The sequence below is a fragment of the Niastella sp. sgz303648 genome, assembly GCF_059587045.1.
Map to the genome: position 1 here is coordinate 378682 of NZ_JCAPSW010000003.1, position 19676 is coordinate 398357.

The 19676-nt window shown below is 43.5% G+C and carries 12 protein-coding genes; 7 read left to right on the forward strand and 5 right to left on the reverse strand.

Annotation, left to right across the window (positions count from 1 at the left end; translation table 11 throughout):
• Positions 1-19: 19 nt before the first annotated feature.
• Complete coding sequence (locus tag AC59IL_RS10440; RefSeq protein ID WP_496552063.1) at positions 20-1168, forward strand: efflux RND transporter periplasmic adaptor subunit; 1149 nt, start codon at positions 20-22, stop codon at positions 1166-1168.
• Positions 1169-1232: 64 nt separating this feature from the next.
• The gene (locus tag AC59IL_RS10445) at positions 1233-4391 is read left to right on the forward strand and encodes an efflux RND transporter permease subunit (RefSeq protein WP_496552064.1); all 3159 of its coding nucleotides are present in this window, start codon (positions 1233-1235) and stop codon (positions 4389-4391) included.
• A gap of 95 nt (positions 4392-4486) precedes the next feature.
• Here AC59IL_RS10445 and AC59IL_RS10450 read toward each other — a convergent pair whose 3' ends face one another.
• The 3 genes from AC59IL_RS10450 to AC59IL_RS10460 all read right to left on the reverse strand — a co-directional run bounded on the left by AC59IL_RS10450 (position 4487) and on the right by AC59IL_RS10460 (position 9048).
• A complete protein-coding gene (locus AC59IL_RS10450) occupies positions 4487-6850 on the reverse strand; it encodes an ATP-binding protein (protein ID WP_496552065.1) in 2364 nt (787 codons plus the stop codon).
• A 380-nt stretch (positions 6851-7230) separates the two neighbouring features.
• A complete protein-coding gene (locus AC59IL_RS10455) occupies positions 7231-8097 on the reverse strand; it encodes an OmpA/MotB family protein (RefSeq protein WP_496552066.1) in 867 nt (288 codons plus the stop codon).
• Between the two features lie 486 nt (positions 8098-8583).
• Positions 8584-9048, reverse strand: coding sequence for a DUF4920 domain-containing protein (locus AC59IL_RS10460; RefSeq protein WP_496552067.1), 465 nt, complete (start codon positions 9046-9048; stop codon positions 8584-8586).
• Between the two features lie 753 nt (positions 9049-9801).
• Here AC59IL_RS10460 and recA point away from each other — a divergent pair.
• On the forward strand, positions 9802-10809 hold the full coding sequence (gene recA, locus AC59IL_RS10465; protein WP_496552068.1) for a recombinase RecA: 1008 nt from the start codon (positions 9802-9804) through the stop codon (positions 10807-10809).
• 611 nt (positions 10810-11420) lie between these two features.
• Here the strand turns inward: recA and AC59IL_RS10470 are convergent.
• Positions 11421-12047, reverse strand: a complete 627-nt coding sequence (locus tag AC59IL_RS10470) for a T9SS type A sorting domain-containing protein (RefSeq protein WP_496552069.1) — start codon at positions 12045-12047, stop codon at positions 11421-11423.
• Between the two features lie 149 nt (positions 12048-12196).
• On the opposite strand from AC59IL_RS10470, the gene AC59IL_RS10475 reads away from it, so the two are divergent.
• The 4 genes from AC59IL_RS10475 (at position 12197) to polA (ending at position 18702) form a co-directional block, all read left to right on the forward strand.
• Positions 12197-12649 carry a methylglyoxal synthase gene (locus AC59IL_RS10475; RefSeq protein WP_496552070.1) on the forward strand — a complete coding sequence of 151 codons (453 nt, stop codon included), beginning with the start codon at positions 12197-12199 and terminating at the stop codon, positions 12647-12649.
• Positions 12650-13278: 629 nt separating this feature from the next.
• Positions 13279-15318 (forward strand): excinuclease ABC subunit UvrB, encoded by a 2040-nt coding sequence (gene uvrB, locus AC59IL_RS10480; protein WP_496552071.1) that lies wholly within the window; start codon positions 13279-13281, stop codon positions 15316-15318.
• Positions 15319-15510: 192 nt separating this feature from the next.
• On the forward strand, positions 15511-15639 hold the full coding sequence (locus AC59IL_RS10485; RefSeq protein WP_496552072.1) for a hypothetical protein: 129 nt from the start codon (positions 15511-15513) through the stop codon (positions 15637-15639).
• Between the two features lie 210 nt (positions 15640-15849).
• Positions 15850-18702: a DNA polymerase I gene (polA, locus tag AC59IL_RS10490; RefSeq protein WP_496552503.1), complete on the forward strand. Its 2853-nt coding sequence runs from the start codon at positions 15850-15852 to the stop codon at positions 18700-18702.
• 195 nt (positions 18703-18897) lie between these two features.
• Here the strand turns inward: polA and tmk are convergent, their stop codons facing one another.
• Complete coding sequence (gene tmk / locus AC59IL_RS10495; protein WP_496552073.1) at positions 18898-19554, reverse strand: dTMP kinase; 657 nt, start codon at positions 19552-19554, stop codon at positions 18898-18900.
• Positions 19555-19676 lie beyond the last annotated feature (122 nt).

The following is a 19676-nucleotide window of genomic DNA, read 5'->3' on the forward strand; positions in this document are numbered from 1 at the left end:
TTTAAAAAAGCGTATGCATATGAACAAACTGCCATACTTAGCTATTCTGGTTTCCGGCGCCTGTAGCCTTTTATCGTCGTGCAGCGACGATAAAGCAAACACACAGCCGGCCACCCCGCCACCCGTTGCCGTTAGTGTGTATACGGTAACAACCGGTAAAGCGTCTTATTACGATCAGTATCCGGCTACAGTTACCCCGCTGAACCAGGTTGACCTGCGTCCGCAGGTAAACGGATACCTCACCGGCATTTTCTTTAAAGATGGCAACCGCGTTAAAAAAGGGCAGAAGCTGTATGAAATAGACCGTCAGCAATATATAGCCAATTACCAGCAGGCACAGGCGAATTTGCAGGTACAGCAAACCAACCTGATGAAAGCACAAAAAGATGCCGATCGCTATCATGAGCTTGAAAAACACGATGCTATTGCCAAACAACAGGTTGACTATGCCGATGCCGCGCTCGAAGCCGCTAAAAAACAGGTGGATGCAGCTAAAGCCAATGTACAAAGTGTTCAAACCGGTTTACGGTACACCACTATATATGCTCCTTTTGATGGCACCATTGGCATATCGCAGGCAAAGCTGGGTACAGCCGTTTCGGCCGGACAAACTTTGCTGAACACCATTTCTTCAGATGACCCTATGGCAGTTGATTTTGCTTTTGATCAGAAAGACCTTTACCGGTTTGCACAATTTCAAAAGAAAACGCCCGATGCACATGATTCAACATTCAGACTGATACTTCCCGGTCAGCAACAATACCCCGGTACCGGGCATATTTACTTTATTGACCGCGCCGTTGATCCGCAAACGGGCACCATCAAAGCGCGCCTGCTGTTTGGAAATAAAGAAAATTTATTAAAAGCCGGCATGACGGGCAATATACAAATACTGAACAATGCCAATACCGAAAAAACGCTTATACCGCAAAAAGCGGTGATGGAGCAAATGGGTGAATATTTTGTATACCTCATCGATGGTAAAGTAGTGCATCAGAAAAAAATATTGCCGGGTGCTAAGATCGGCGATAAATTAATTGTAAACGATGGATTGAATGCCGGTGACCAGATTGTAACCGAAGGGCTGCAGAAATTAAAGGAAGGAGCAGCGGTTACCATTGGTCAGCAACCTAATGCAAATGCAGCCGCAGCTGCGCCGGCAAAATAAAAATTTCGATTAATGATCGATGTAAGGCATTGAGTTTTTTAGAATTTATTCAAGAAGCTGCAATATGATCGCCAATACATTTATAAAAAGACCGGTAACCGCCATAGTGATTTCAATTGTTATTGTAATGACAGGTTTGCTGGCGATGAACGATTTGCCCATAGCGCAATATCCTAACATTACACCGCCAGTTGTGCAGGTAACCGGCGCATTTACCGGGGCAGATGCACAAACTGTTGAACAAACAGTAACCACAGCCGTTGAAACGCAGGTAAATGGTACCCCCGGTATGGCCTTTTTGCAAAGTAACAGCACCAGCGATGGCCGTACCACTATGAATGTAACCTTTGAAGTAGGTACCAATGTTGATATTGCAGCGCTTGATGTACAAAACCGCGTGAGCGTAGCCACCCCCGCTTTGCCCGATGATGTAAAAAGACTTGGGCTAACCGTTCGCAAACGCAACCCCAGTATATTAATGCTGGTAGCCATGTTTTCACCCGGTGGCACACACGCCGTTCCCTTCCTCGACAATTTTGCCAATATATATGTTAAAGACGCCCTGTTACGGGTAAAAGGCGTAGGCGATGTATTTTCCCGTGCCGATGATTTTAGTATGCGCATTTGGCTTCAGGCCGATAAACTGGCGCAGTTAGGCATTACAGCCAATGAAGTAATAGCGGCATTACAGGAGCAGAATCTGCAAATCGCCGCCGGCTCGGTTGGAGCGCCTCCACAGCGATCGATTCAGGCTTTTGAGTACACGGTGTTTACCAACAGCCGGTTGAATTCGGCAGATCAGTTCAGGAATATTGTTGTGCGATCTAACCCGCAAAGCGGCTCTATTGTTTACCTGAAAGATGTGGCAAGGGTAGAGCTGGGTAAATTCAATTATGCCAGCAATTCGTTCGTAGATGGCAAAAGAGCTTCGTACCTGCTCATTTACCAGGCGCCCGGCAGCAATGCCCTTGAAACTGCACAGGGTGTATACGATGTAATGAGCCGATTAAAACATTCTTTTCCAAATGATGTGGATTATGTAATTCCGTTCGAAGCCGTTTCGGTGGTAAAGGTTTCCATTAAAGAAGTCGTTTTTACCCTGCTCGAGGCATTGAGCCTGGTAGTGCTGGTAGTATTTCTGTTTTTACAAAACTGGCGGTCCACCCTGATACCTGTTCTGGCTATTCCGGTTTCGATCATAGGCACGTTTGTATTTTTTATTCCACTGGGTTTTACCATCAATACGCTTACCCTGTTTGGATTTGTACTGGCCATTGGTATTGTGGTTGATGATGCTATTGTTGTGGTAGAAGCGGTACAACATAATATGGAAGAACGGAAAATGTCGGCCAGAGAAGCTACCAAACAAGCCATGCAGGATATTTCAGGACCGGTAATAGCTATTGCGCTGATACTGGCATCGGTGTTCGTACCTGTTGGATTTATTCCGGGTATTGTAGGCCGGTTATACCAGCAGTTTGCCATCACCATCGCCATATCGGTGCTGATATCGGCATTTGTTGCCCTTTCATTAACCCCCGCTCTTTGTACTTTGTTATTAAAGCCTTCGCATATTAATAAAGAAGCCAAAGGCGTGAACCGGCTTTTCTATTTATTTAATGAATGGTTTGGCCGCACCACTTTTGCCTATAGCCGGGGTGTAAAAAAATTCATCGGCGGCGCCCGCTATGTGGTTATACTGCTGCTGTGCCTATTGATTGGTACTTTTTTACTATTCAAAAATAAACCTACCGGATTTATTCCAACCGAAGACGAAGGACGCATATACATAACATATGAATTACCCGAAGCATCTTCCACATCGCGCAGTGTTGAAGTGCTGACGACCATTCAAAAAACACTGAGCAGCATGCCTGCCGTAGCACATTATGCAGCGTTGGCCGGGTTGAACGTGGTAACATTTTCAACGAAATCGAACAGCGGTACCGTATTTGCGCAGTTAAAGCCATGGGACGACAGAAAAGAAAAATCGCAGCAGATAAATGGTGTTATCGCTGAATTGCAAAAAAGGCTGGCGGCTATTAAAGATGCCAATATCGTTGTTATTCCGCCGCCGCCTATTCCCGGGCTCGGACAAACAGCCGGTTTTACTTTTGAACTGCAGCAACGCGAAAGTACCGATGATATTAAAACATTCGAAAAAGTAGTGCAGACCTTTGTTGCCGAAGCCAATAAACGGAAAGAGATCAACCGGGCATTTTCATTTTTCACAGCCCGTACGCCGGGTTACCAGTTAAATGTTGATCGCGAACAATGTAAAAAGCTGGGCGTTTCGATAGCCGATGTGTTCAATACCCTGCAAACCTATTTAGGCAGCCGTTACGTAAATGATTTTAATATTTATGGCCGCAACTTTCGTGTAGTGGCACAGGCCGATACATCATTCCGGGGCGACATTAGTGAATTGCAAAAATATTATGTACGTAACAGCGGGGGTGAAATGATCCCGTTAAGCGCGCTTACCACTTATACCATTACCGAAAGTGCACCACTGATTCAGCATTTCAACCTGTTCAGATCGGCCGAAGTGAACGGCGGTTCAAAAGAAGGCTATAGCAGTGGCGAAGCCATTGAAGCATTGCGACAGGTGGCCGATAAAGTATTGCCGGTAGGGTATGGTTATGAGTTTTCGGGTTTAAGCCGTGAAGAGATCAATGCGGGTTCAAAAACCGTTTACATATTTGCCTTATCGGTATTGTTCGTGTTTTTGTTTCTGGCAGCTTTGTACGAAAGCTGGTCGGTTCCCTTTTCTGTTTTGCTGGCGGTACCGATCGGCGCCTTCGGCGCCATTCTTACGCTTACCTTGTCCAAATCACTCACTAATAACGTATATGCACAGGTGGGTCTGATAACACTGATAGGACTGGCGGCTAAAAACGCCATCCTGATCGTTGAGTTTGCCAAAGAACGTGTAGACCGTGGTATGGAGCTGATAGCCGCTACGCTGGAAGCTATTAAGTTGCGTTTGCGGCCGATTATCATGACCTCCATGGCGTTTATATTAGGTGTGCTGCCCCTGGCCTTTGCCAGCGGCGCCGGCGCCAATGCCCGCAAAACCATCGGGTGGACCGTTTTCGGCGGCATGTTATCGGCCACTATGTTATCGATATTTATTGTACCGGTGCTGTTTGTGATCATTACCCGGTTCTCGTACGGAAAGAAGAAACTGGAAGCGTTGAAGAAGAAGAGTGTGACCGAATAAGATGGCTTGATTGTTGGCTTTCCAAATTACAGGCATTCCTTCAAAAATCAGCAACCTGTAAATTGAGCGGTATAACAATCAAACCATCTAACCATTTATAATTTCACGTACTTCAAAATAACCCTGAACAACTCTTCGGGGTTGAAAGGCTTCACCACTATATCGGTAAGGCCGGCGCTGTGTACGTCTTTTTCAACTTCGGCCGGCAGGCTGGCCGTTAATGCAATAATCGGCAGGGTTTCGCCCCGCTCGCGTAATTTACGGGTGGCATCGTACCCGTCCATAACGGGCATGTTCAGGTCCATCAGCACGATATTATATTTACCGGGTTTTATCTTCCCTAACGATTCTTCTCCATTCGAGGCTACCTCTACAACAGCACCGCTTCGTTCAAGCAACGACTGAGCCACCATAACATTAAAAGGATTGTCTTCAACCACCAATATCGAAATACCCTGCAATTGCTTTTCTGAAATAGTTTTTTTATCGGCGTCTCCGTTTGGCGTTACGGGTTCGTTACTTAAATTAAAAGTTTGGGTAAAATAAAAAACCGACCCTTTGCCTGGTTCACTTTTCAGCTGCAATTCAACACCCTGCAATTCGAGTATGCGTTTCGTAATGGCCAGGCCAAGACCGGTACCACCATAATTACGCGAGGTCGATGAATCGGCCTGGGTAAAGCGATCAAAGATCAGCTTCTGTTTTTCGGGATCAATACCAATACCTGTATCCGTTACGCTTATTGTAATGGTAGCGGTGGTATCGGTTATCTTTTCGATAGTTATTTTTAACAATACTGAACCCTTTTCGGTGAACTTAATGGCATTTTGCACCAGGTTATAAATCAGCTGGCTGGTACGGGTAGGGTCGCCTATTATTTTCTTCGTTAAACGGGCATCGGTTTCGGCATTTAAGGTTACATTTTTTTCTTCGGCCTTACTGCTTAGTCCATTAACAATATTATCGGCAATGAACCCGATATCCATTGGTATCATTTCAAAATTTATTTTACCGGCTTCAATTTTATTGTAATCGAGAATATCGTTTACAATAGCCAGCAGGTTATTGGCCGAAAACAGCAATACGTTCAGGTTTTTCTCCTGGTCTTTCCGGGGGGTATTGCGCAACAACAGGTGAGTCATGCCAATAACCACATTCAACGGAGTGCGTATTTCGTGCGACATGGTCGACAAAAATTCCGTTTTTGCTTTTAGCCCCTGTTGTGCTTCTTCGGCCGCTTTTTTCAATGTAAAGGCGAAGCGATGCGATAAAACCAGCGATTGTAAAAAGAAAAACGAAACGTAGCCGGTAAAAACAATCCATTTTGAGGTGGCGACAATTGCAAAATAGTGCAGGTTGATGATTAAAAACACCACCAGCAAAACGCCACAGCTGAGTAAAGCAAAGAAGGCACCCACCCGTTTGTATTTAACGGCTCTGATGCATATGTAAAAGGCAAACCCTATGTACAGGAACATGATGCCCAAAAACGGCACAATGCCTTTGGTGAAAATGAGCGGAGGCGTTACTACAATAATTAACGAATACAACAGGCAAAGCCACACTACTGTATTTACTATTGTACGGTTGGCATCTTTGGGGTAAACGCATGCAAAGTATCGGGCAAATAAAGCAACAGCCAACGTGAGGCACAGGTATTCAATGCGAATGGTTACAAACCAGCTTAAATCAGGAAATACCGAATGCAGCACATACAAACTTGTGCCAATCATGCGGTAGCTGTACACAATACAAAACAGCGAAAAATACAAAATGGCTTTGTCCCGGCTTCCGAAAGTAAAAAATCCAAAAAAGAACAGGCCGCCCATAAACAAACAGCCTGCCAACAGCAGGTCATACGATTTATCGCGCTGCAGTTGCAAATACAGTTTGTCCCGTTCACCTATGATCATTTCTTTATAGGAGCCGCCTTTGGTATGCCAGTAATTGGCAATCTGTAAAAGCAGGTGCAGCGTATCGGCATTTGAAGGAAGTGCTATGGTTTGGGTGCTCCAAAAAGGTACTGCTTTATCGGCGGAAGTATCGGGAAGGCCGTTTTGCAGCCATAACGAATCGTTTATGAACAACCGGTATGAACAATATACATCGGGTACAAGCAGGGACAGATACGGACGGTGATGTGGTAATAAAACAGTGAGCTTATAGGAGGCATAGCCCTGTGAGGACAATGTTTGTCCGTTGAGCCTATTGTTCTTCCATAACGAAGGGTATTGGATAAAAACCGGCGCAGTGGCTGTATCGCCCGGTTGTACAAGGCGGTGCCAGAAAAAGCCCCATTCACCATTTAAAGCGTGCGATTGTTCTTTTAAATTTACATTACGCAAATCAAGAACACCCTGCCGGGCAGTTACAGAAAAAGGATCATCCTTTGCCACGCATTCGGGCAAAACAACGGCTATACAAAGTACAGCAATAATGATCCATCTGATATATCTCATAACTACCAGCCAGCAGTTTAACTCAGGGATTCATCACTCAAACGAATCATGCCCAAAAAAATGTTGCCGCCAGACAAAATATTACTTTCAATCTGAATCAAAAAAAATTATGCCTTTTGTTGATTAAAATTAAACAGGATTGCGCAGCAACTAAGTAAAAGCACTTAAGAAAGTCCGTAAGACCGAAAGTCGGAAAGTCAGAAAGAAGCGCCCTGTAAATATATCCTTCTTCGCAACTTTCGGACTTTTCTGACTTTCGGACTTACACAAAAAAAAGCCATCTGCCGTTAGCGACAGATGGCTGTATAATTTAAGTCGGAAAGTCAGGAAGAAGCACCCGGTTAAAAATTTCTTTCTTTCGGACTTCCGGACTTTTCTAACTATTTCTTCGTTTCGAGTAATTTGAAGAACTGATCGAGCTGCGGTAAGATCACAATACGCGTTCTGCGGTTGGCAGCACGGCCGGCAGGCGTATCGTTCGGTGCTACCGGTAAGTATTCACTACGGCCGGCAGCTGCGATATGGGCAGGATTTAAGCCATATTGATTTTGGAGAACACGAACAACTGCGGTGGCGCGATGTACGCTCAGATCCCAGTTGTCGAGCAACACGCCTTTGGCAAATTTTACGCTATCGGTATGGCCTTCTACCATAAATTCAATATCAGGTTGATTCTTTAACACTTTGGCTACCTTACCCAATACGTCTTTGGCCCGTGTAGTAATATCATAACTTCCACTGTTGAACAACAGTTTATCAGAGATGTCGATATACACAACGCCTTTATCAACTTTAATATTGATATCCTCATCGGCCAGGTTGCCAATGGCGCCTTTCAGGTTCATTACAAGGGCCATATTCAAGGAATCCTTGCGGGCCAGTGATGATTGAAGGTCCTGAATATAGGCATCTTTGGCGCCGATATTGTCAAGTGATTTTTTAATGCTTTCGGCCTGTGAAGAAGAAATTACCGACAGGTCCTGCAGCTGTTTCAAAGCCTGGGTATTGTTCTCTTTTAAAAAGTCGTTTTGTTTTTTCAGGTTGGCTATTTCATTTTCAAGAGCAGCTTTGTTGCGGGCATATTCATCTTTTGCATCTTCACAGCTTTTCAAATCGCCCTGCAATTTGGAGTAGTTCGAATTCAGCTGTTCGTATCGTACTAATTCGCCTTTATATTTTTTTGAGCTAACGCATGAAAAAAGTAACAGGGAAGAAAGCCCTGTAAATAACACCTGTTTACTGTTCATATTAAGTTGTTTTATTTTGTTATCTAATCCCACCCTTCAAATTCCAAACACCCGCTATAAGCAAGTATTATGCCCGGTCGCCGCAAAGGTATTGATGAAACCAATTATGGCTCTATCAATTTTTAATAAAACAGGAATTTAAGATGGTTTTAATAAAAATTTTCGAACAAGTGTTACAAAAGGCTTAAAATAACCCCCATGGGCAATAAACTTTTTCACCTATGCAACCGGGCAGGAAGGTTATACAGTCAATAAAGGTTTGGCTTTAATAATAACCGGATAGCCGGCGGGTATTTTCTAATCAAAAAAAATCTGATTGCGATTATCCAATAAGGTTATATTTTGTCACAGAATTCCGAAATCGCTAAATCAGAAACAACCCGTTTCTGCATTTTGAGATTTGGAGATTTAGAGATTCTGCGATTTCTTTTGGTGCAGCCTTCTTAACAAATCACAAAATCCCAAAATCGCTAAATCAGAAATCTTTTACAGTACCAGTACGCCTTTGGCAATGAACATCAATTCTTTTTTGGGCTCTTTTATTTTTTTGATTTCTTCTTCTGATTTGCCGGCGTCTTTGGCATAGTGTTGCAGTTGTTTAACCGGAATTTCTTTTACAGATGCATCGCCATCTACCACAACCTCTTTGCCCACAATGTTTTTGGGCATAAAAAAGGCGTAGTCTTTAAACTTCACCATCATTGTTTCACCGTTGGATCTTTCAATTTTCATCCAGCAACCTTTTTCACGGCATACGTCAACCACTTTGCCGGATACTTTTCCTTCAAATTTATTTTCTTTCAGATTTTTATCGAGCTCGTTTACCGGAATAGCGCCTGTTGCAGTGGTACCGGCACCATAGGTAACACCAGTTGAGGCCGGTTTTGGGTCCTGTGCAACAGATATTGAAACAATTACGATTGAACAAAGAATTGATATGAACTTTTTCATTAGAGCATGATTTAATAGTTACACTAAAATTACCACTGTTTTGGATTTTGCGATTTGGAGATTTAGGGATTTTGCGATTTCATGTAGTGCAACCTTCTTAACAAATCTCAAAATCCCGAAATCCCAAAATCAGAAATATTCCGGAATGTCATATATGTGCTGGGTTTTGCAGACGGTTTAAAAATACCACTAAGTGGTATTGACTGGTATTAATATTTGTTGTCACTTTGTTTTCCCATGTGGTTTCAGCCATTGCCTTTTCCTGAAGTAGTTTTTTCAGAAATTTCATGTGGGAGCCCTGCTACGTCGCGCTGGCAGGGTTTATTTTTTAGGGCCTTCCCCGGCTATTAATTCTTCTCAATAAACCTGGTTTGTAACAGGGCGCACCCGTGACCGATTAATCAACGCAATACATTATTGATACTATACAATTGCTTTCAGTTCTGGCCTTTTGTACCACAGGTATGTCGCCCTACGGGAAGCATGAATACAGATTAAATAATTTGCCACCTGACCTGGAAGTTTTTGTTGGAAGACACCAATGAACACTAACAGGTTCCCCAATTATCGGCCGGATCCGGCACTAAAAGTTTTTGTCCAAACTACACATTTGCGTTTTTTAATTGACCCTATATATCGGACGCCTATCGCCAAAAAAATTAGTGCTAATTTTACTAAATTAATTAGTGTAGATAATATAATTTTCTCTACATTTGGCAATCGGTAAATTTGAAACAACATAAAACTCCCCATATGTCACAACAAAACGAAAAACAAAAAGCGCTAAAACTTACAATAGATAAAATTGAGAAAGATTTTGGTAAGGGAAGTGTGATGATGATGAACGAAAAGTCGCAGGACCCGATTGAAGTGATATCTTCCGGTTCCATCGGCCTCGATTCAGCACTGGGTGTAGGTGGCTTACCAAAAGGTCGTATTGTAGAAATCTACGGCCCCGAATCTTCAGGTAAAACAACCATTGCCATTCACGTTATTGCCGAAGCGCAGAAAAAAGGCGGCATGTGCGCCATTATAGATGCCGAGCACGCCTTCGACAGCTTGTACGCTAAAAAACTGGGCGTTGATGTAGATAACCTCCTCATTTCGCAGCCCGATTATGGCGAACAAGGCCTCGAAATCGCCGACCGCCTTATATTATCAGGTGCACTGGATGTAGTTGTAATCGACTCTGTGGCTGCCCTGGTGCCCAAAGGTGAACTGGAAGGCGAAATGGGCGACAGCAAAATGGGTTTACAGGCCCGCCTGATGTCGCAGGCACTGCGTAAGCTCACCGCCACTATCAATAAAACAAATACTATTTGCATATTCATTAACCAGCTGCGCGAAAAAATCGGTGTAATGTTCGGCAACCCCGAAACAACTACCGGTGGTAACGCCCTGAAGTTCTATGCATCGGTTAGGCTCGATATTCGCCGTACCGCACAGATCAAGGATGGTGACGAAGCAATTGGTAACCGTGTAAAAGTAAAAGTGGTAAAAAATAAAGTAGCTCCTCCTTTCCGCGCAGCTGAATTTGATATTGTATTCGGAGAAGGCATTTCAAAAACCGGCGAAATTCTGGATATGGGTGTTGAACTGGGTATTGTGAATAAAAGTGGAAGCTGGTTCAGCTATAACAGCGATAAACTGGGTCAGGGACGCGACGCTGTTAAACAATTACTGATCGATAACCCTGAATTGTCGAACGAAATCGAAATCAAGATCAGGGAAAAGATCAAAGAAATGCAAAATGCATCATAATTAATTTGAAAATCAGCAAATGAAAAAATCAGCAAATGAAGCCGGCTTCGATTTCCGGTGTGCCTTAGCTTGATTAATCTGGTTCACCGGTAAGCACGCAGCGGCTCCTGAAATCTAAATTTGCACATTTGCCAAATGAGTTTTAGTTGAATTATATGGGTTAGTAAGTTAAATCGTCCCGGTTCCCCGGGACGATTTTTTTTGAAACATATTTTCTTTAGGGAAATATATGGGAGAGGTTAGTACGGAACTTGTATAAAATAAAAAAGGGGTCTGAATAGACATTCAACCCCGCTTTTAAAATCCAATATCCTATGAAAAACCGAGGTAAAAATAGGGCTGATATTCGATATCTGCAATACCATTTTGTGGTAATAGTAAAAATACCAAGGTAATTGGCCATTTACTAACTGTTTCTCCGTACTAATACATAGTTTCCTAAACAACTAAAAGCCAGTAAATTATAAAACACCGTTAGGAGGCAAAAACCCGTGTTTACCGGGTGGTCAATTGTGGATATATTATTTGAAATGTACAAGACCAACCCGCCATAAAACCATCAAATTATGAGTTTTATGTTCTCAATACACGGGACTCCTATTCATCTCAACTCAGTTCTTTAATAGTTTTTCCTGGGTAAGAAGTCCGGTTGTATGATTGTTGATACGAAGTAAATAAATGCCTTTTTCGAGCGAGGAAACATTGATGGTTTGAAGGCCCTGCAGGTTACTCAGGCTTACGCGTTGTTTGCCTACCGCATCTACAATTTGCAGATCGAGTACCGACTCGGAACGAACGATTAAAATATTATCGACGGGATTGGGATAAAACCTGAATGAAATATCGCCGGCTATTAATGCCGAAACTACCTTAGAGTACAACGGTTGATTGTCTTTACCCGAAAAACGCACCCGGTACAAACTACGGCCCCGGGCCGGTGCGTCATCTACCCATTCGTTCTCGGGTTTTATATCGGATTGCTTTAAAGCAGCCACCACTTCAAAATCGCGTCCGCCGCTGCTTCTTTCTATTACAGCAAATTTAAAAGTAGTGTCTTCGGGCTGTTTCCAGTTCAGAACCACCCTCGAATTTTCCCTAATAATTATTGAAAGATCGGCTATAAACGAAGAAGTATCCACAGAAAAGACCGAAGCTGCCGGAAATCCCGACGCTTCATCCTGTGCTGTACACACATACGCACACAGGCATAAAATATAAACCAATACGCCTTTCTTCATTGAATTTAATGGGATTACACTATTTACAATTACTATGCCCGAATGTGGAAAACGTTTCGGCGTTTCAGAAATTTCTTTTACATCAGTTAAAGTTTTTCAAAATCAAACTACCTTGTCGCACATATAAAAAATAACAAGACCATAAGTTTATGCTAAGAGTTAGAAAATTAAATGCACGTAAACGCATAGCCCTTGTAGCGCACGACAACAAAAAAAAGGATCTGATAGAATGGGCTGAATTTAACAAAGTGGTTTTAGCACGACACGAATTGCTTGCAACCGGAACAACCGGCAAACTGCTTGAACAAAGTTTAGACCGCCCGGTAAAATCCCTGCTAAGCGGCCCTCTCGGCGGTGATCAGCAAATCGGCGCGCTTATCGCTTCGGGCGAAATCGACGTGCTGATCTTCTTCTGGGACCCCATGGAAGCACAACCGCACGACAGTGATGTAAAAGCTTTGCTGCGCGTAGCCATCGCCTGGAACTGCATAGTAGCCAGCGACCGCGCTACCGCCGATTTTGTACTCACCTCGCCCCTGATGATGGAAGACTATATGGCTTCGATACCTGATTATACCAGTTATCTGAATCGTAAAATTTAACGCACACCATATATTACCCTTAACAACCTTTTCCAAAGACCAACGCTTTGGAAAAGGTATTCCTGTTTTCAAATCTTTTTCTACAACCAACTCTTAATAAACCGGTATGCCTTGTGCTGATTACGCTGGTCACCGGCAGGCACCTCAACAGTTGTTTTATCTATAAGTTGTGACCACCAATTTTTAAAGTTTTGCTTTCCTAAGTCATGAATGGATTTTTAAACAGGTATATCCTGGGTCACCGGCACCTAAAATTGTTCCATGCCCAAAAGTTGTGTAAATCTCCATTTAAGGTTGTTGTATCATAAGGTGTTCCCTGCATTTTCTTACGGTCATCTTTTGGTTTTTAACCTGAGATAATCCTAAAAATACCCTGAGATAACCCTAGGATGACCCTAAGATGATACATCTTTTAAACATGTTTAACCCCACAGAACAATATGCCTTGCGCTGATTACGCTGGTCACCGGTATACTTGGAAGTGCAAACAAATTCTCCCTCAACTTTTTTAAGCCTCAACCGTTTAATTAAAGCACAGTAAATGCCTGACTTGTATTAAATTGAATAACGATTTTGCGGCCTTGCTTCTTTGAGCGAAATTTACCAGCTCTTATCCTGATTAAAATACTATGAGTTTCAACCTATATTCACCATATCAGCCTGCCGGCGATCAGCCGGAAGCCATTCGCCAGCTTGTTGAAGGAATCAGGGAAGGTGAAAAGTATCAGACCCTGCTGGGAGTAACCGGTTCCGGTAAAACATTTACCATGGCCAATGTTATACAGCAGGTGCAAAAACCCACTCTGGTGCTTACTCATAACAAAACCCTGGTGGCCCAGTTATACGGCGAGTTCAAACAATTCTTTCCTGAAAATGCCGTGGGGTATTTTGTTAGTTATTACGACTATTACCAGCCCGAAGCCTATATGCCGGTCAGCGATACCTATATCGAAAAAGACCTGAGCATTAACGAAGAACTTGATAAACTGCGGTTGCATGCCACCACCGAGCTGCTCAGCGGCCGCCGCGATATTATTGTGGTTGCCTCGGTAAGCTGTATTTACGGTATTGGTAACCCGGCCGAGTTTGAAAATGGTATCATACGCATTCAGCAGGGCCAGGTTTTATCACGACAGGGCTTTTTGCATTCGCTGGTAAACTCACTATATATGAGAAGCCAGGGCGATTTTACCCGTGGTACTTTCAGGGTTCAGGGCGATACGGTCGACATCAACCTGCCTTACGTTGATTTTGGCTATCGTATTACTTTTTTTGGCGATGAAATTGAAACCATCGAAAGCCTCGATATCAAAACCGGTAAGCGCATTGGCATGGTTGAAAACGCCGCCATCTTTCCGGCCAACCTGTACCTGGCGCCAAAGGACATGATTCAGCAGGTATTGAACGAAATACAGGACGAATGTGCAGCACAGGTAGCCTATTTTAAAAATACCGGCAAATACATCGAAGCCCAACGCCTGAACGAACGGGTGAATTACGACGTTGAAATGATTCGCGAACTGGGTTACTGTAACGGCGTTGAAAACTATTCGCGGTTCTTCGACCGCCGCAAACCAGGCACCCGGCCTTTCTGCCTGCTCGATTATTTTCCAAAAGACTTTTTATGTGTTATAGATGAAAGCCACCAAACCGTTCCGCAGGTAAGCGGCATGTATGGGGGCGACAGAAGCCGAAAACTGATATTGGTAGATTACGGCTTCAGATTACCATCAGCCCTCGATAACCGGCCACTCAACTTTTACGAATTCGAATCCATGCTCGATCAAACCGTGTTCGTTTCGGCCACCCCCGGCGACTATGAGCTCGAAAAAACAGGTGGCGTAGTGGTTGAACAGGTGGTTCGGCCAACCGGGTTGCTCGATCCGCCAATAGAGATCAGACCAAGCGTTAACCAGATCGACGACCTGCTCGATGAAATTGATCTGCGGGTTAAAAAAGGCGACCGGGTGCTGGTAACCACTTTAACCAAACGCATGGCCGAAGAAATGGATAAATACCTGCACCGCATCAATATCAAATCGAAATATATACACAGCGAAGTTGATACCCTGGAGCGGGTAGAAATACTGCGCCAGTTGCGGCTGGGCGAAATAGATGTACTGGTAGGCGTAAACTTATTACGCGAGGGGCTCGACCTGCCCGAAGTATCGCTCGTGGCTATTTTGGATGCCGACAAAGAAGGCTTCTTACGTAACGAAAAATCGCTTACCCAAACTGCCGGCCGCGCAGCCCGAAATGTTGATGGTAAAGTTATTTTTTATGCCGATACCATGACGGTAAGCATGCAAAGGACTATCGACGAAACCGATCGCCGCCGCGAAAAACAAATCGCCCACAACATACAACATGGCATTACGCCAAAAACAGTAATAAAATCACGGGAACAGGTGTTTGCCCAAACATCGGTATTGGATATTAAAGGGTACGACCCCGCAAACCCATACGCTCTGGCGCCCAATGAAGAACTGGTAACCATGGTGGCTGAAGAACAAGCCGTTTACCAAACCATTCCGCAGCTCGAAAAAGCCATTTCCAAAACCAAAAAAGAAATGGAAAAAGCAGCACGTGATCTTGATTTTATGGAAGCGGCACGCCTGCGCGATGAAATGTTTTCGCTGCAGAAGCAGTTACAGGAAATGAAACAATAATTTTTTTTATTATAAATTACAGATTGCAACTTACAGATTTCGGTTTAAAAGAACGCTGCAACATTAAACCTGTAACCTGTAACCGTTTCTTATTCGCAGAATTTTTATTTGCGTTTAAAATATTTATCCCCATACAGCCGTTCTTAACTCTTTAGATATCAACCAAAAATCCCAATCCAAAATCCCTATCACATGAAACGCCGTCATCGTCGCCGCCTGTTTAACCTTTTCGCTTTTTTGTTGCTGGCCGCCGTTCTTTATATGATCGCTGTTGACAAAGGAACTGTTGTTCAGCAAATCGCTTCGGAAAACGGAAAGTAAACCGCGGTTTATTTCAGCCCATGGCTACCCCGACAAAAGAAACTGACCTTCCATTCAAACTTTTTACCTGAAAACCGCTCCCGTTAAGGGTTGCAGTACATTACCTTTTTATCTCCATTTAACTATACAACCGGTGGCTATTTAACCATCATTGTTGCTAACTTCGGGGCATTGAGAATATTAAAGGAGATCAAAATGGAGAAACAAGTAATGGAAAAAAAAGTATTCCTGCTCGATGCCATGGCGCTGATTTTTCGTGCTTATTATGCCCTTATCCGCAATCCACGAATTACCTCCAAAGGCAAAAACACCAATGCACAGTTTGGGTTTATCAATACCCTGCTCGATCTGATAAATAACCAGAAACCTACGCATATGGCTGTGTGCTTTGATACGCACGCACCTACTGAACGCCACACTGAATTTTCCGATTACAAAGCCAATCGTCAGGATGCGCCTGAAGATTTGCTCGCCGCCATTCCTGATATCAAAAAATTAATTCGCGGTTTTAATATTCCGGTGCTTGAAGTTGATGGGTTCGAAGCCGATGACGTTATTGGCACTTTAAGTAAACAGGGAGCCGCCGCCGGCTATCAGGTGTTTATGGTTACCCCCGATAAAGATTACGGACAACTTGTTGATGGCAATATTAAAATTTATAAACCCGGTTACCAGGGTGGTGATGCCGAAATACTCGGCGCCAAAGAAGTTTGTGAAAAATGGAATATTAAAGAAGTACACCAGGTTATTGACATACTCGGTTTAATGGGCGATGCCGTTGATAATATTCCGGGCATAGCTGGCGTAGGCGAAAAAACCGCCGCCAAACTACTTGCCGAATATGGTACGCTCGAAAATGTTCTGGAAAAAGCCGACGGCATTAAAGGCGCGCTTGGTGAAAAGATCCGCAACGGAAAAAATTCCGCTATTCTTTCAAAAAAGCTGGCAACTATTATTACCAACGTGCCGATAGAATTTCACGAAGAAGATTTCAGGTTGAAAGAATGGAATAAAGACCTGCTGAAAGAAGTGTTTATTGAACTGGAGTTTAAAACCGTTGCCAAACGTATTTTGGGCGAAGAAATATCGATTGTTCCCGGTGTAGCACCGGTACCCCAGGGCGTTCAAACCGATTTGTTTGGCAATGCCGTTGAAACAAAGCAGAAGTCGGAGGTAAGAAGTCAGAAGTCAGAAGCCACAGCAGATGAAGATAGAGTTGAAGATAGCGAGGCATTACAGGCAGGAAAAAATATTCACAATACGCAGCACCAGTACCGTAGTATACAGGAAGAAGAGGCCATTCAAAAACTGGTGAAAGAACTGCTCGAAGAAAAAGAAATATGTTTCGATACCGAAACCACCGGCATAGACGCCAATGATGTGGAACTGGTGGGCATGAGCTTTTCGTACAAACCCGGCGAGGCTTACTATGTTCCCTGCCCGGCCGATCAGGAGGCTACTAAACAAATACTGAAGCATTTTGATCCCGTATTCAATAAAAAAGATGTTTTATGGATTGGGCAGAACCTGAAATACGATATGCTGGTATTAAAGTGGTATGGTTATGAACTGAAAGGCGAAACCTTCGATACCATGCTGGCGCATTATGTAATTGAACCTGATGGCAAACGCAGTATGGATTTGCTCAGCGCCCGCTTTTTGGGTTACGAACCCGTTCACATCGACGAACTGATCGGAAAGAGAGGCAAGAATCAGCTGAACATGCGTGATGTGGCACTTGATAAAATAAGCGACTACGCAGCTGAAGATGCCGATATAACCCTGCAGTTAAAACAGGTATTTGTTCCATTAATAAAGAGCCGCGAAGTTGAAAAGGTTTTTCAGGAAGTAGAAAATCCGCTGGTAAAAGTGCTGACTGATATGGAATATGAAGGCGTAAAAATTGACGTTGACTTTTTACGCGAATATTCAAAAGAACTGGAACGCGAAGCTGCGATTGCAGAAGACAGCGTATACCAGCAGGCCGGCATTAAATTCAACCTTGCATCGCCGCGTCAGTTAGGCGAAGTGTTATTCGAAAAATTAAAGCTCGATCCCAAAGCCAAAAAAACAAAAACCGGTCAGTATGCAACCGGTGAAGATGTGCTGATGAAACTGGCGCATCAGAATAAGATTGTTGAAGATATTCTGGTGTTTCGTGAGCTTACCAAATTAAAATCAACGTATGTAGATTCGCTGCCCGAACTGATCAATCGTAAAACAGGCCGCGTGCATACATCCTATGCCCAGGCTGTTGCAGTAACCGGCCGCCTGGCAAGCAATAATCCCAATCTGCAGAACATACCAATACGCACCGAAAAAGGACGAGAAATTCGTAAGGCATTTATTCCACGCGATAGCGACCGCATATTGATCTCGGCCGACTATTCGCAAATTGAATTGCGCATTGTTGCAGGCATCAGCGGCGATCCTGCCATGTGCGAAGCATTTAAAAAAGGAGTGGATATTCACACGGCCACTGCAGCTAAGGTATATGGGATAGAAGAATCGGCTGTTACCAAAGAACAACGGTACAAAGCCAAGAGTGTAAACTTCGGTATTATTTACGGACAAGGCGCCTTTGGTTTGGCCGATAACCTCGGCATTAGCAGAACCGAAGCCAAAGAGATCATCGACAACTATAAAAAGCAGTTCTCAGGCATTCAGAAGTATATGGATGATACCATTAATTTTGCCCGGGAAAACGGTTTCGTACAAACGATTATGGGTCGCAAACGCTGGCTGCGGGATATTAATTCAAGCAATTTCACCGTTCGCGGATTTGCCGAGCGAAATGCAATTAACTCGCCTATTCAGGGAACAGCGGCCGATATGATCAAGCTGGCCATGGTGAAGGTATATCATGAGTTTCGTAAGCATAAGTTTCAATCGAAAATGATTCTGCAGGTGCACGATGAATTGGTGTTTGATGCCGTAAAAAATGAACTGGAAACTATAAAACCTATTATTCTCGACTGTATGCGCCAGGCGCTGCCATTACCAAACGAGGTGCCCGTTGAAGCAGAAGTTGGATCGGGCGTTAACTGGCTGGAGGCGCATTAAAAATCCTGAGCAATTCGACCGCTGTTAGCGAGTCGCTGAAACTTTAGGCGTCGGCGCCAGAGCACGGATAAGACTTAGCGCAGATGAGAAGGCGAAGGATCGAAAAATTCAGGCATCAGGCGTAGGCGAGATGCAATTCATAAAAAAACCGGCAGTCATAACCGCCGGTTTTTTCTTTATACTGATGAAGTATACCTACCGGTTTTTCACAATTGTCTCCTGTACTTCTATCCTCTTCAACACTTCTGACCAGATATCTTTTGCAATTAACTCAGTCGACCGGTTTCCATCAACAATAACAATATTCTCTTCCGACTTCAGCTTTTCAAACGCTTCAAAATATTTTGCCCGAACCTCTTTTAAATTTTCGAGTGTCTCAAACAGCTCTATATTATCCCTGTTGCTGTGCAGACGTTGCATGCTCACTTCAGGATCAACATCAATGAAAATATTTATATCGGGCCTTAATATTGCGACGCTCATGGAGTTTGCCTGAATCACCCAATCCATGCTCATATGTGTACCCTGGTATGCGTATGATGAAAAACAATACCGGTCGGTGATCACCGTATATCCTTCCTCAAGCTTTTTTACAATACCGTTTTCTTCATTCAAAAGATGGTCTAACCGGTCTGCCACAAACAATCCGGCAATAATGCGGTGGTCGGCTTTAGCATTGCCCTTTAATATATTTCTGATCAAAGAACCTATGGGGCTATCAGTTGGCTCAAATGTGGAATATACTTTATGTCCCTGACTTGTTAATTGCTGGCTCAGGAGTTTCGTTTGAGTACTTTTACCACTTCCGTCGATCCCTTCAAGGGCAATAAATAAATTTGATCGCTGTTTCATATCGTAATCGACCAAAAATAAGTCAAATCAGGCATATCGGTCAAACAGTCATAAAGAGTCCAAATTATTCACATAAAGTTATTCGGTAATTCTTATTTGATTATACTCCTTACATATACAAA

Coding starts and splice junctions, on each gene's coding strand:
- AC59IL_RS10440 (WP_496552063.1), top strand. CDS start 20: ATGAACAAACTGCCATACTTAGCTATTCTGGTTTCCGGCGCCTGTAGC.
- AC59IL_RS10445 (WP_496552064.1), top strand. CDS start 1,233: ATGATCGCCAATACATTTATAAAAAGACCGGTAACCGCCATAGTGATT.
- AC59IL_RS10450 (WP_496552065.1), bottom strand. CDS start 6,850: ATGAGATATATCAGATGGATCATTATTGCTGTACTTTGTATAGCCGTT.
- AC59IL_RS10455 (WP_496552066.1), bottom strand. CDS start 8,097: ATGAACAGTAAACAGGTGTTATTTACAGGGCTTTCTTCCCTGTTACTT.
- AC59IL_RS10460 (WP_496552067.1), bottom strand. CDS start 9,048: ATGAAAAAGTTCATATCAATTCTTTGTTCAATCGTAATTGTTTCAATA.
- recA (WP_496552068.1), top strand. CDS start 9,802: ATGTCACAACAAAACGAAAAACAAAAAGCGCTAAAACTTACAATAGAT.
- AC59IL_RS10470 (WP_496552069.1), bottom strand. CDS start 12,047: ATGAAGAAAGGCGTATTGGTTTATATTTTATGCCTGTGTGCGTATGTG.
- AC59IL_RS10475 (WP_496552070.1), top strand. CDS start 12,197: ATGCTAAGAGTTAGAAAATTAAATGCACGTAAACGCATAGCCCTTGTA.
- uvrB (WP_496552071.1), top strand. CDS start 13,279: ATGAGTTTCAACCTATATTCACCATATCAGCCTGCCGGCGATCAGCCG.
- AC59IL_RS10485 (WP_496552072.1), top strand. CDS start 15,511: ATGAAACGCCGTCATCGTCGCCGCCTGTTTAACCTTTTCGCTTTTTTG.
- polA (WP_496552503.1), top strand. CDS start 15,850: ATGGAAAAAAAAGTATTCCTGCTCGATGCCATGGCGCTGATTTTTCGT.
- tmk (WP_496552073.1), bottom strand. CDS start 19,554: ATGAAACAGCGATCAAATTTATTTATTGCCCTTGAAGGGATCGACGGA.